The following is a 12,176-nucleotide window of genomic DNA, read 5'->3' as shown; positions in this document are numbered from 1 at the left end:
AAATGGTCAGCCAGGCGCGCAAATCCGAACTGCTGTTTTCCGGCTCGGACTGGAATTTTGCGAAGCTGTCCCGCGTCTATGACGAGATCGAGGCGCTCGGGACCGAAGATCTGGGCCTCGACATCTATCCTGTGCAGATGGAGGTCATCTCTTCCGAGCAGATGCTCGACGCCTATTCCTCGGTCGGCATGCCGCTGATGTACCGGCATTGGTCGTTCGGCAAGCGTTTCCTCTACGACGAGTTTCTCTACCGCAAGGGCGCACGCGGCCTGGCCTATGAGCTGGTCATCAACTCCAACCCCTGCATCGTCTATCTGATGGAAGAGAACACCATGGCCCTGCAGGCCCTGGTGACCGCGCATGCCGCGCTCGGGCACAACCATTTCTTCAAGAACAATCATCTTTTCCGGCAATGGACCGATGCCGGCGGCATTCTGAGCTATCTGGATTTTGCCAAGGGCTACATTGCCCGATGCGAGGAACGGCATGGCCTGGCGGCCGTGGAAGCGATCCTGGATTCCGCGCACGCGCTGATGGAACAGGGCGTCTTCCGCTACCATCGGCCGCCGAAACTGTCGTCCGAGCAGCAGCGCGAGGGGCTGCGCGAACGTCTCGAATACGAGGAGCGCTCCTTCAACGATCTGTGGCGAACGCTGCCGCCCTCGCAGGGAAAGAGCAAGCCGGAAGCGGGGGACGAAATGCTTGCCGAGCGGAAGAAATCGCTCAAGCTGCCGGAGGAGAACCTGCTCTATTTCCTCGAGAAGAACAGCCTCGTCCTCGAGCCCTGGCAGCGCGAGATCGTCAGGATCGTGCGCGTCATCGCGCAATATTTCTATCCGCAGCGGCAGACCCAGGTGATGAACGAAGGCTGCGCCACCTTCGTGCACTACACGATCATGAACACGCTGTTCGATCGCGGCCGCATCAGCGAAGGCGCCATGCTCGAGATCCTGCGCAACCACTCCAACGTGGTCTTCCAGCCGGCCTATGACGATCCGCGCTACTCCGGCATCAATCCCTACGCGCTTGGCCTCGACATGATGCAGGATATCCAGCGCATCTCGACCGCGCCCACCGCCGAGGACCGCGACTGGTTCCCGGACATCGCCGGCCGCGGCGACTGGCGCGACACCCTGCTCGACGCCTGGGCCAACCACCGCGACGAATCCTTCATCCGCCAGTATCTGAGCCCGGCGCTGATCCGCAAATGGCGGCTCTTCGCGCTGGCCGACGGCGCCGACGAGCCGCATTACGAGGTGGCCTCGATCCACAATGAGCGCGGCTATGCCAGGATACGGTCGGCGCTGGCGCAAAGCTACGATATCGGTGCCAGCCGCCCCGACATCCAGGTGGTCGACGTGGACCTGCTGGGCGACCGGCATCTGCGGCTGCAGCACAAGGTCAAGGACGGCATCATGCTCGAGGGCCAGAGCCGCGACGCAACCCTGCGCCATATCCGCAACCTCTGGGGCTACGAGGTCAGCCTGGCGGCAATCGACGCCGGGACCGGCGCGACGCTCAGCGAGCGCTGGACGAAGGAACTCTGAGCGACATGGCTTGAATCGCGGAGCGCGTCAGCTTTCCCCGGCGGGCCTGATCCTCAACCTCGCAATGCGGTTCTTGTCGCGCTTCATCACCACGAAACGCTTGCCGTGGAAGGTGAAGGCCTGCTTCTCCTCCGGGATCGACTGCGTCTCATGGATGACGAGACCGGCGATCGTCGTCGCCTCCTCGTCGGGCAGGTCCCAGTCGAGAGCGCGGTTCAAGTCGCGGATCGGCACGGTGCCGTCGACGACGACCGAGCCATCGGCTTCTTTCTTGACGCCCTGCATGTCGACATCGTGCTCGTCGGCGATCTCGCCGACGATCTCCTCGATGATGTCTTCCAGCGTCACCAGCCCTTCGACCTCGCCATACTCGTCGACGACGATGGCGAAATGCGTCTTGCGCCGCAGGAAGGCGTTGAGCTGTTCCTGCAAGGTGGTGGTGTCCGGCACGAACCAGGGCTTCGCCGCGATCTTCATCACGTCGATCCGCGAAAAATCGTTGCCGACCTCGTTGAGGGCCCTCAGCAGGTCTTTCGCGTGCAGGACGCCGACGATGTTGTCGAGCGAGCCCTTCCACAGCGGCATGCGGGTGTGCGGACTCGTGAGGATCTCGCGCACCACTGCCTCGGGCGCATTGTCGGCATTGACGGAGCGCATATTGGTGCGGTGGACCATGACGTCCGACACTTCGAGCTCGTCAAGCTCGAAGAGGCCCTCGAGCCGGTCGCGCTCCTCGCGGTCGGCTTCGCCGTCACGACGGGAATCGTCGCTGTCATGATCCTTGCCGTTGCGCTCGGATCGCTGCTGCGGCTCGATCGGCCGCAGCGCGTAGCCGAAAGCGGCAAGCAAGCGGGCGCGGAACAGAAGCGCCACGATCATGATGGCGGCGAGGACGGCGGCGACGATCCAACCGGCGTCGATCATCCGGAACGGTTCCTCTTGGACCGTTCGGGATGGCTCATCTTGAGCGCTGCGGGATGGCTCATCTTGAGGAAGGAAAGCACTTCCGAGGGCGGCACGTCCTTGGCGATGAAGGCCTGGCCGATGCCGTGTGTGAGGATGAAGGTCAGCGCGCCGCGCGAGACCTTCTTGTCCTGAGTGATGAAGGAAAGCAGCGCCTCAGCGTCCGGCAACTCCCCGGGAATATCGGCCATGCGCCAAGGGAGGCCGACGGCGCTGAGATGCGCCTCGACGCGTTCCGCGTCGTCCGGGCTCGCCAGGTTGAGCCGCGCCGAAAAGCGATGCGCCAGCGCCATGCCGATGGCGACGCCCTCGCCATGGACGAGGCGCGCGCCGTCATATTGCGTGGCGGCTTCCAGGGCATGGCCGAATGTGTGGCCGAGATTGAGCAGGGCGCGATCGCCGGTCTCGAACTCGTCCCGGGCGACAACGTCGGCCTTGGCGCGGCAGGCCTCGGCGATCGCCTCGACGCGCGCCGGGCCGCCGGCAAAGACCTGCCCCCAGTTCTGCTCCAGCCAGGCGAAGAAGGCCGGGCGATCGATCAGCCCGTATTTGGCAAGCTCGGCATAGCCGGCGCGGAACTCGCGGATGGGCAGCGTGTCGAGCACTTGGGTGTCGGCCAGCACCAGCCTGGGCTGGTGGAAGACGCCGACCAGGTTCTTGCCGCGCGGGCTGTTGATGCCGGTCTTGCCGCCGACGGAGGAATCGACCTGCGCCAAGAGCGAGGTCGGGATCTGCACGAAATTCATGCCGCGCCGCACGATGCCGGACGCAAAGCCGGCGAGGTCGCCGATGACGCCGCCGCCGAGCGCGATCACCACGTCGCGGCGTTCGAGCTTGGCGGCGAGCACGCCGTCGACCACCTCCTCGAGATGGGCGAAGCTCTTGGTCTTCTCCCCGGCGGGCAATGTGATGACGGCGGACTGGATGCCGCCTTTCTCCAATCCCGCCTTCAGCGTGTCGAGATGCGCGGCGGCGACGTTCTCGTCGGTGACGATGGCCGCGCGGGTGCCAGGAAGCCGGCGCGCGACCTCCTCGCCGGAGCGCGCCAGCAATCCGGAACCGATAAGGATGTCATAGGCGCGGTCGCCAAGCCCGACCTCGACCTTTACCGGTTCGGCATGGCTCACGGCTGCCCCTCGTCATTTGTGGCGCCTGTAGCGCCCGTCGCGATCGCCTCGACGCCGAGATGGGCGCAGAGCGCCGCGACGACTTCGCCGGCGATGATCTCCTTGCGGTCGTCGCGCGTCGGCACGGTCAGGTCGGCGGCGGCATAGACCGGATAACGCTCGCCCATCAGCTTTTCCAGCACGGCGCGCGGATCGGGGTTCTTCAACAGCGGCCGGTTCTGCTTCTTGGAGACGCGCTCCATCAAGAGGTCCAGATCGGCCTTCAGCCAGACCGACACGCCATGCGCCGATATAGCCTCGCGCGTCTGCGCGTTCATGAAGGCGCCGCCGCCGGTCGACAGCACCTGCGGGCCGTTCTCCAGCAGGCGCAGGATCACGCGCTGCTCCAGCGCACGGAATTCCGGCTCGCCATAGCGCTCGAACAGTTCCGGCACCGTCATGCGCGAGACGCTTTCGATCTCCTGGTCGCTGTCCATGAAGGGCAGCGACAGCATCGTCGCCACCTTGCGGCCGATCGCCGTCTTGCCAGCCCCCATCAGTCCGACGAAGACGATCGAACGGCTGCCGAGCCGTTCGACCAGCGCGGCACAGCCTTCGTCCGTCGGATTTGGTGGCACAGCGTTCATCGGGGCCTCTTTGCGCCGTATCGACATCAAAAGCCTGTTTGCGTCAAGCGCGGGTGCACGAACGGGTCCGAAGCCTTTCCGGCAAAAACCTGCGGCGACCGGAATCCTTCGTCCTTGAATTGCCCAGTTTGGCGTCCCATAAGGGCACAGGGCTTTGGAAACGCAGAACAACAAGACGGGCGAAATTTGAATGCCGACTTTGTTTCGCTTCGTCGTGACGCTGGCGGTTCTTGCGGGTATTGCCTATGGCGCGATGTTCGCGCTGGCGATGTTCGTGGAGCCCAAAAAAGCGGAAATGAGCATCCGCATTCCCGCCGAGAAGCTCAACCCCAAGAAGAATTGACAAACCCGGCCCGATGAACAGCGCCGCCCGCATCGAAGCCTTCCTCGAAATGATGAGCGCCGAACGGGGGGCGGCCGAGAACACGCTTGCCTCCTACCGCCGCGATCTCGAGGACGCTTCCGAAGCGATCAAGGGCGGACTTGCGGGCGCCGGATCGGCCGACATCCGCGCCTATCTCGACGACATTGCCGCGCGTGGCTTCGCGCCGACATCGCAGGCGCGCAAATTGTCGGCGATCCGCCAGTTCTTCAAATTCCTCTACGCCGAGGGCCTGCGCGGCGACGACCCGACCGGCACGCTGGACAGCCCTCGCAAGGGCCGGCCGCTGCCGAAGACGATGAGCGAGGCCGAGACCGGCCGCCTGCTCGACCGGGCGGCGCACGAAGCCGGCGAAGCTGGTCCGGATGGCGACCGGATGGCCGCCTTGCGCCTGCACGCGCTGGTCGAGGTGCTCTACGCCACGGGCCTGCGCGTGTCGGAGCTGGTCGGCCTCCCGGTGACGGTGGCGCTGCGTGACGACCGCTTCTTCATGGTGCGCGGCAAGGGCGACAAGGAACGCATGGTGCCGCTGTCGGCCAAGGCGCGCACGGCCATGCGCGCCTGGCTTGCCGCAAGGGCCGAGCGCCCGGCCTTTGCCGAGAGCCCGTTCCTGTTTCCCGCCTCCTCCGACAGCGGCCATCTTTCCCGGCAGGTTTTCGCCCGCGATCTCAAGGACTTGGCGGCTCGGTCGGGGATAGCTGCGGCGAAAATCTCGCCGCATGTGCTTCGCCATGCTTTTGCCAGCCATCTCCTGCAGAACGGCGCCGATCTCAGAGCCGTTCAGCAACTCCTTGGCCATGCCGACATCTCGACCACGCAGATCTACACCCATGTGCTGGAGGAGCGGCTGGTGCGGCTGGTCAACGATCATCATCCGCTTGCCGACTAGGCCTCATATCGCTATGTGAGGGCGACGTTCCACCGCCCGGAGCCGGCATTTCAGCGGTTCCGCCAGCCATTTCGCCTTCCGACGGATCGGTCCGCTCAAGCATGTACAACTACCTCGACTTCGAAAAGCCGGTGCAGGATCTGGAGCTCAAGATCCTCGAGCTGAAGAAGCTTGCCGAGAACGGCGAGGCGGTCGATGTCGCCGAAGAGATCAGCCGGCTGGAAAAGCGTTCGCGCGACGCGTTGCGCGACCTCTACAAGGCGCTCACCCCCTGGCAGAAGGTGCAGGTCGCGCGCCATCCCGACCGCCCGCATTGCGTCGACTACATCAAAGGGCTGTTCACCGATTTCACGCCCTTGGCCGGCGACCGCAATTTCGGCGACGACCAGGCGATCGTCGGCGGCTTCGCCCGCTTCCGCGGCGAGCCGGTGGCGGTGATCGGCCAGGAAAAGGGTTCGGACACGGCAAGCCGCATCAAGCACAATTTCGGTTCGGTGCGGCCGGAGGGCTACCGCAAGGCGGTGCGCCTCATGGAACTGGCCGACCGTTTCAAGATCCCGCTTCTGACGCTGGTCGACACCGCCGGCGCCTATCCCGGCGTCGGCGCCGAGGAGCGCGGCCAGGCCGAAGCGATCGCACGTTCGACTTCCGCCTGCCTTTCGCTGAAAGTGCCGTCGATCTCGGTGGTCATCGGCGAAGGCGGTTCCGGCGGGGCCATCGCGATCGCCACCGCCAACCGGGTCTATATGCTGGAGCACGCCATCTATTCGGTGATCTCGCCGGAGGGTGCCGCTTCGATCCTGTGGCGTGACACCACCCGCTCCAAGGACGCGGCGACCAATATGAAGATCACGGCGCAGGATCTGCTCGAGATGAAGATCATTGACGCCATCATTCCCGAGCCGATGGGCGGCGCCCAGCGCGCGCCGGAAACGGTGATTGCCTCCACCGGTGACCTCATCGCCAGGACGATGAAGGACTTTGCCGGCGCCAACACCGATTTCCGCGAGCAGCGCCGCGAGAAATATCTGGCGATGGGCCGCAGCCTCTGACCCGCCTACCGTTCAACTGTGGCAAGATGAGCAATTTCGCCACAAAAATGCCGCCGGATCCGGCTCAATGGGATTTGCCGTGAGGGGTTTGCCCAGATTTGTGACGAAGGCTTGCGGTAAGGAATTTTCAAGGTTAACGGGCTTACGGTCCACTGGTGTTCAGCCTGCGGGCCCGGCTATGCCGAGAGTCGTTGGCCCGAGAGAAGAGACGTAGCCGCACCGATGTTTGCCAAGCTTGCCCGCACCGGAGTCCTGATCGCCGCCATCGGCGTCGCCGGCTGCAATGATTCGTCGATGAAGGATTTCGCGCCGGAGGCCAACAAGCCGCTGCCGGACAAGATCCTCGCCGACATGAAGGCCAAGGGCATGGTGCGCACCTCCTCGGTGATGGCGCGCATCTTCAAGGAAGAAGGCAAGCTCGAGATTTGGAAGGCCAAGACCAACGGCCGCTACGATCTCGTCGCCAGCTACGACATCTGCAAATGGTCGGGGAAGCTCGGCCCCAAATACACCGAGGGCGACCGCCAGGCGCCGGAAGGCTTCTACACGGTGCGTCCCTCGCAGATGAATCCGCGCTCGAACTATCATCTGTCCTTCAACATCGGCTTCCCCAACGCCTATGACCGCGCCAATGGCCGCACCGGCCAGAACCTGATGGTGCACGGCGCCTGCTCGTCCTCCGGCTGCTATTCGATGACCGACGCGCAGATCGAGCAGATCTATGCCTTCGGCCGCGACGCTTTCCAGGGCGGCCAGACCGAGTTCCAGATCCAGGCCTTCCCCTTCCGCATGACCGCCGCCAACATGGCGCGCTACCGCAACGACCCGAACTACGAGTTCTGGAAGATGCTGAAGGTCGGATACGACAATTTCGAGATCACCAAGGTGCCGCCGAAGGTCGACGTCTGCGAGAAGCGCTACGTCTTCAATCAGGTCGCGCCGGAAGGCACGACCTTCGACCCGACTGGCCCCTGCCCCCCGACGACGCAGCCGGATTCGCTGAAGACCGCCTTCGCCAGTTACGAGAAGAGCTACGACGCGGCCTTCAATTCGGCGGTGAATTCCAGCAACCCGCCGCCGAAGCCGACCATTGCCGGCATCAAGGAAGCCAGCATCGTCTCCGACTGGTCGAAGCGCCGCGCCCGCGGCGAGCGCGTGCCGATCGAGCCGCCGTCGATGAATGCGGATGGCTCGGTGACGGAAACGACCCGCATGGGCCGTATCGATTCGCCGGCCGGCCGCAAGATGGCCGCGCTCGACGCGGAGAAGGAGGCCAAGCGCAAGGCGGAAGAGCAGCGCCTGGCGGCGATCGAGGCGGCCAAGGCCGCCAAGGAACAGGCCAAGGCGCAAGCGCTGGCCGAGAAGGAAGCCGCCAAGCAGGCCGCGCAGCAGCCGGTCGTCACCGCCGGCGTGGAGCCAGCGCCCGCGCAGGAAACCCAGCAGGCCGCCGACGCCGACCAGGGCACCGTGTCGAAGCTGAAGAAGAAGCTGCTCGGCATGTTCGGCGGCTGAGACCCAATGCGTGTCGCCCAAAAGCATGCCCTCGGGCATTGACCCGAGGGTGTAAGGCGGTTTTGGGATAACGACATGCATGAACAAAGGGCAAAGCCGCCCGCCATCTACGATCTCAAGGGACTGAACTGTCCGTTGCCGGTGCTGAAAGCCCGCAAGCGGTTGGCGGCCATGCGGCCGGGCAGCCGGCTTTGGCTGGAAACCACCGATCCGCTCGCGGTCATCGATATCCCGGCCTTCTGCGCCGATGCCGGTCACCAATTGGTCGAAACGGCCGCGGTCACTGGCGGTCATCGTTTCCTGGTCGAGCGCGGCAGCGCGGCCTGAGCCGGCGTCGTTTTTTTGCTTATAGCCCGGCTATTGCCAGCGGATTGGACTCGAGCGCGGCCCGGTCCGGCGTGTCGATCGACGGTTTGTTGGTGAAGGCCGCGAACAGGCGCTGGATATAATCTTCCGGCATGTCCAGCGTGATCAGCACCAGCCTGGTGCCGCGCTGACCGTCGGGCCAGGCCGGCAGCCTTGCCGGCGGATGCAGGATCTTCTGCACGCCGTGAATGACAAGCGGTCGCGACGGATCCTCCGCGAGCTCGATGACGCCCTTCATGCGCAGCAGCTTCTCGCCATGTGTCGAGCGCAGAAGGTCGAGGAACATCTCGATCGCCGAGAACGGCACCGGCCCATCATGGACGAGCGAGTGCGTGCGCACGCGCCTATCGTGGCGGTGCTCGTGATGGTGGTGATCATGATCGCCGTCATGGTGATGATGGCGATGATCTTGGTGATGATCCTGATCATGGTGATGATCTTGATCATGCGCAGCCTCTTCGCCAAGCCAGCGCCGCACGTCGGCGGACTTGGTTTCGGGATCATAAAGCCCGCAATTGAACAGCGCCGCGGCGCCGGCCTCGTTGACGTCGAGCACGACGGCGCCCGGATTGACCTGCTTCAGCCTTGCCAGCAACGCCTCGACCTCGGCCGCATCGGCAAGGTCCGTCTTGGTCAGCACGATGCGATCGGCCACCGCCGCCTGTTTCACCGCCTCGACATGGGCGTCGAGCGTCGCCTCGCTATTGACGGCGTCGACCAGCGTGATGACGCCGTCGAGCCGGAAGGCCTGCACCAGCGCAGGATGCGCCATGATCGACTGCAGCACCGGCGCAGGATCGGCGAGACCCGTCGTCTCGACGACGACGCGGGCGAGTTTCGCGATGCGGCCGGTCTGCAGCCGGTCGACGAGATCGGCAAGCGTGTCGACCAGGTCGCCGCGCACCGTGCAGCAGAGGCAGCCGTCGGAGAGCTGGATGATGCCGTCGGATGCCTGCTCGACCAAAAGGTGGTCGATCGCCACCTCGCCGAACTCGTTGATGATCGCCGCCGTATCGGCAAGCGCCGGATCCTTGAGCAGCCGATTGAGCAGCGTCGTCTTGCCGGCGCCGAGAAAGCCGGTGAGAACGGAGACGGGGATGGGAAAGCCGCCCTTCATGATGGCTAGTTCGCCTTGGCGGGCTGGTCGCCTTGCGCCGCGGCGGCTGCCGTTCCGGTCGCCGCCGGCTCGGCGTCGGCCGGCGCCGGCCTGTCGGGCCGCCAGCTCGGCACCGGCACATCGGCATAGTTCTGATCGGCCTGGTCGACGAATGCCTTGGGCGCCGGTCCGGTTGCGCCCCCGAGGCCGACCGCGATCAGCGTCGGGTGGTCGAGCTTCACCTGATAGGGCGACTTGGGCTTATCCTTGGCAGCGACCTCGGGGGCCGCCTCGGATTGCTCTTCCTTCGGCTTCTTCTTGCAGATCTCGTCATGCATGTCGTTGGGCGACAGGGTGTCGCCATAGGGCTTGAGAGCGGCCAGCGTCGTCGAACTCTCCGCCGGCGTATCGAAACCCTGGTCGAGCAGCTTTGCGGCCGCCTCGGCGCGGCTGACAGCCGATTTCTCGCCAAGCACCACGGCGACCAGCGTGCGGCCGTTGCGCGTCGCCGAGCCGATCATGTTGAAGCCGGAAGAGCAGACGAAGCCGGTCTTCATGCCGTCGGCGCCGGGATAGCGGCCGATGAGCAGATTATAGTTCGGGAGCGCCTTCTTGCCGACGGCAAGGCCTTCGATTGAGAACCAGGGCGCATACTGTGGAAAATCATTGCGCAGCGCCGTCACCAGCACGGCGAGGTCGCGCGCTGTGGTGTATTGTTCCGGCGAATAGAGCCCGTTCGGGTTGACGAAATGCGTTCCGACCATGCCGAGCCGGGCCGCCTCGGCGTTCATGCGGTCGGCGAAGGCCGCCTGCGACCCGCCGATATTCTCGCCCACGGCCATGGCGATGTCGTTGGCCGATTTGACCAGCATCATCTTCAGCGCATTGTCGAGACGCATCACCGAGCCGGGCTTGAAGCCCATCTTGCTCGGCGGCTCGCCGGCCGAATGCTTGGTCACCTTGATCGGCGAATCGAGCGCCACCTCGCCGGCCTGAATGGCGCGGAAGGCGACATAGGCCGTCATCAGCTTGCTGAGCGAGGCCGGATACCAGCGCTTGAACGCGTCCTGATGCTCCAGAATGGAGCCGCTCTTGAGGTCGAACAGGACCACCGGATTGGCGCGCGCAACGCCGGCAAACGCCGGAAGCGCCAGCGCGCCCGCCAGCAACAGGTTGAGGAAATGCCTCTGCCGCATGATCAAATCCGAAATCGCCTCTTGCCGTAATCGCCACTGGGTCCGTAAGATTTCGTTACCCATCGCCAGCATAAATGCGGCCCGGCCCCTCGACCCGGACCCCATTGTTGCGGTGCTATTTACCCTATGTGACGCCAAAATGGCAAAGTTCAACACAATCACAATTGCTGAGCATCGGTTCTGAACCGACCGCCGCCAATCAACCGAGAGATGGACCGATCATGCCTATTCTCAACCGCGCCGCACAAATGCAGGAAGAAGTCGCCGGCTGGCGACGACATCTCCACCAGACGCCGGAGCTGAATTTCGACGTCTTCCAGACCGCCGGCTTCGTCACCGAGAAGCTGAAGGCCTTCGGCTGTGACGAAGTGGTGACGGGATTGGGCAAGACCGGCGTCGTCGGCATCATCCGCGGCCGCAAGGGCGATGGCCCGACGATCGGGCTGCGCGCCGACATGGACGCGCTGCCGATCGACGAAATCACCGGCAAGCCATGGGCCTCGACCGTGCGCGGCAGGATGCATGCCTGCGGCCATGATGGCCATACCGCGATGCTCCTGGGCGCCGCCAAATATCTTGCGGAGACGCGCAATTTCGCCGGCACCGTGGCGGTGATCTTCCAGCCGGCCGAGGAAGGCGGCGGCGGCGGCAACGAGATGGTCAAGGACGGCATGATGGAACGCTTCGACATCGAGAAGGTGTTCGGCATGCACAATATGCCGGGCCTGCCGGTCGGCCAGTTCGCCATCAAGCCCGGTCCGATCATGGCCGCGACGGCCGAGTTCACCATCACCGTCAAGGGCCGTGGCGGCCATGCCGCGATGCCGCACGGCACGATCGATCCCATCGTCATCGCCAGCCAGCTGGTGGGCGCGCTGCAGACCATCGCCTCGCGCAGCACCGACCCCGTCGAGGCCGTGGTGGTGTCGGTCACGAAGTTCCACGCCGGCGACGCCTATAACGTCATCCCCGAAAGCGCCGAGATCGCCGGCACCGTCCGCACGCTGAAGAAGGAAGTGGCCAAGAAATCGGAAGAGCGCATGCGCGCCATCTGCGCCGGCATCGCGACCGCCTTCGGCGCCACGATCGAGGTCGATTACGACGCCAACTATCCCGTCACCTTCAATCATGCGCAAGAGACGGTCTTCGCCAGCGATGTCGCCGCCGACGTCGCCGGCGACGCGCATGTCCATCGCACCATCCAGCCGGTGATGGGCGGCGAGGATTTCTCCTATATGCTGGAAGCCCGACCCGGCGCCTTCATCTTCATCGGCAACGGCGACTCGGCCGGCCTGCATCACCCTGCCTACGACTTCAACGACGAGGTCATCCCGCACGGCATGAGCTACTGGGTGAAGCTGGCCGAGACGGCCTTGGCGGCCTGACGGCACTGGCTTGGCAAGAGGAGGCGGCCGCCCAT

Annotated in this window: 12 protein-coding genes; 7 read left to right on the top strand and 5 right to left on the bottom strand. The window is 64.6% G+C overall.

What is annotated here, in order from left to right; translation table 11 throughout:
- Nucleotides 1-2: 2 nt before the first annotated feature.
- Nucleotides 3-1,547 carry a SpoVR family protein gene (locus EJ072_RS20265; RefSeq protein WP_126080993.1) on the top strand — a complete coding sequence of 515 codons (1,545 nt, stop codon included), beginning with the start codon at nucleotides 3-5 and terminating at the stop codon, nucleotides 1,545-1,547.
- A 27-nt stretch (nucleotides 1,548-1,574) separates the two neighbouring features.
- On the opposite strand, the gene EJ072_RS20260 is transcribed toward EJ072_RS20265, so the two are convergent.
- The 3 genes from EJ072_RS20260 to EJ072_RS20250 are packed head-to-tail and all read right to left on the bottom strand — an operon-like array spanning nucleotide 1,575 to nucleotide 4,263.
- Nucleotides 1,575-2,471, bottom strand: coding sequence for a transporter associated domain-containing protein (locus EJ072_RS20260; protein ID WP_126080992.1), 897 nt, complete (start codon nucleotides 2,469-2,471; stop codon nucleotides 1,575-1,577).
- Entirely contained in the window at nucleotides 2,468-3,637 is a 1,170-nt protein-coding gene (aroB, locus tag EJ072_RS20255) for a 3-dehydroquinate synthase (RefSeq protein ID WP_126080991.1), read from the bottom strand. The genes EJ072_RS20260 and aroB overlap by 4 nt, the downstream gene beginning before the upstream one ends.
- Complete coding sequence (locus tag EJ072_RS20250; protein ID WP_126080990.1) at nucleotides 3,634-4,263, bottom strand: shikimate kinase; 630 nt, start codon at nucleotides 4,261-4,263, stop codon at nucleotides 3,634-3,636. The genes aroB and EJ072_RS20250 overlap by 4 nt, the downstream gene beginning before the upstream one ends.
- A 190-nt stretch (nucleotides 4,264-4,453) precedes the next feature.
- On the opposite strand from EJ072_RS20250, the gene EJ072_RS20245 reads away from it, so the two are divergent.
- From EJ072_RS20245 to EJ072_RS20225, 5 genes are all read left to right on the top strand, one after another.
- Nucleotides 4,454-4,606: a hypothetical protein gene (locus tag EJ072_RS20245; RefSeq protein ID WP_042643428.1), complete on the top strand. Its 153-nt coding sequence runs from the start codon at nucleotides 4,454-4,456 to the stop codon at nucleotides 4,604-4,606.
- Nucleotides 4,607-4,619: 13 nt separating this feature from the next.
- The gene (locus EJ072_RS20240) at nucleotides 4,620-5,534 is read left to right on the top strand and encodes a site-specific tyrosine recombinase XerD (RefSeq protein WP_126080989.1); all 915 of its coding nucleotides are present in this window, start codon (nucleotides 4,620-4,622) and stop codon (nucleotides 5,532-5,534) included.
- Nucleotides 5,535-5,635: 101 nt separating this feature from the next.
- Nucleotides 5,636-6,586 carry an acetyl-CoA carboxylase carboxyltransferase subunit alpha gene (locus EJ072_RS20235; protein WP_126064161.1) on the top strand — a complete coding sequence of 317 codons (951 nt, stop codon included), beginning with the start codon at nucleotides 5,636-5,638 and terminating at the stop codon, nucleotides 6,584-6,586.
- Between the two features lie 222 nt (nucleotides 6,587-6,808).
- Nucleotides 6,809-8,098, top strand: a complete 1,290-nt coding sequence (locus EJ072_RS20230; protein ID WP_126080988.1) for a murein L,D-transpeptidase family protein — start codon at nucleotides 6,809-6,811, stop codon at nucleotides 8,096-8,098.
- A 75-nt stretch (nucleotides 8,099-8,173) separates the two neighbouring features.
- Nucleotides 8,174-8,425, top strand: coding sequence for a sulfurtransferase TusA family protein (locus EJ072_RS20225; RefSeq protein ID WP_042643420.1), 252 nt, complete (start codon nucleotides 8,174-8,176; stop codon nucleotides 8,423-8,425).
- 19 nt (nucleotides 8,426-8,444) lie between these two features.
- Here the strand turns inward: EJ072_RS20225 and EJ072_RS20220 are convergent, their stop codons facing one another.
- Together EJ072_RS20220 and EJ072_RS20215 are read right to left on the bottom strand one after the other, a co-directional pair.
- Nucleotides 8,445-9,581, bottom strand: coding sequence for a GTP-binding protein (locus EJ072_RS20220; RefSeq protein WP_126080987.1), 1,137 nt, complete (start codon nucleotides 9,579-9,581; stop codon nucleotides 8,445-8,447).
- Nucleotides 9,582-9,586: 5 nt separating this feature from the next.
- Entirely contained in the window at nucleotides 9,587-10,756 is a 1,170-nt protein-coding gene (locus EJ072_RS20215) for a D-alanyl-D-alanine carboxypeptidase family protein (RefSeq protein WP_126080986.1), read from the bottom strand.
- A 221-nt stretch (nucleotides 10,757-10,977) separates the two neighbouring features.
- Between EJ072_RS20215 and EJ072_RS20210 the strand changes: the two genes are divergently transcribed.
- Nucleotides 10,978-12,141 carry a M20 aminoacylase family protein gene (locus tag EJ072_RS20210; RefSeq protein ID WP_126080985.1) on the top strand — a complete coding sequence of 388 codons (1,164 nt, stop codon included), beginning with the start codon at nucleotides 10,978-10,980 and terminating at the stop codon, nucleotides 12,139-12,141.
- Nucleotides 12,142-12,176: the final 35 nt, after the last annotated feature.

It is taken from the genome of Mesorhizobium sp. M2A.F.Ca.ET.046.03.2.1, from assembly GCF_003952425.1.
Lineage (GTDB): Bacteria > Pseudomonadota > Alphaproteobacteria > Rhizobiales > Rhizobiaceae > Mesorhizobium.
This window is presented reverse-complemented; position numbering and strand designations above follow the sequence as displayed.

Coding starts and splice junctions, on each gene's coding strand:
- EJ072_RS20240 (WP_126080989.1), top strand. CDS start 4,620: ATGAACAGCGCCGCCCGCATCGAAGCCTTCCTCGAAATGATGAGCGCC.
- EJ072_RS20230 (WP_126080988.1), top strand. CDS start 6,809: ATGTTTGCCAAGCTTGCCCGCACCGGAGTCCTGATCGCCGCCATCGGC.
- EJ072_RS20225 (WP_042643420.1), top strand. CDS start 8,174: ATGCATGAACAAAGGGCAAAGCCGCCCGCCATCTACGATCTCAAGGGA.
- EJ072_RS20220 (WP_126080987.1), bottom strand. CDS start 9,581: ATGAAGGGCGGCTTTCCCATCCCCGTCTCCGTTCTCACCGGCTTTCTC.
- EJ072_RS20235 (WP_126064161.1), top strand. CDS start 5,636: ATGTACAACTACCTCGACTTCGAAAAGCCGGTGCAGGATCTGGAGCTC.
- EJ072_RS20215 (WP_126080986.1), bottom strand. CDS start 10,756: ATGCGGCAGAGGCATTTCCTCAACCTGTTGCTGGCGGGCGCGCTGGCG.
- EJ072_RS20245 (WP_042643428.1), top strand. CDS start 4,454: ATGCCGACTTTGTTTCGCTTCGTCGTGACGCTGGCGGTTCTTGCGGGT.
- EJ072_RS20260 (WP_126080992.1), bottom strand. CDS start 2,471: ATGATCGACGCCGGTTGGATCGTCGCCGCCGTCCTCGCCGCCATCATG.
- EJ072_RS20210 (WP_126080985.1), top strand. CDS start 10,978: ATGCCTATTCTCAACCGCGCCGCACAAATGCAGGAAGAAGTCGCCGGC.
- EJ072_RS20265 (WP_126080993.1), top strand. CDS start 3: ATGGTCAGCCAGGCGCGCAAATCCGAACTGCTGTTTTCCGGCTCGGAC.
- EJ072_RS20250 (WP_126080990.1), bottom strand. CDS start 4,263: ATGAACGCTGTGCCACCAAATCCGACGGACGAAGGCTGTGCCGCGCTG.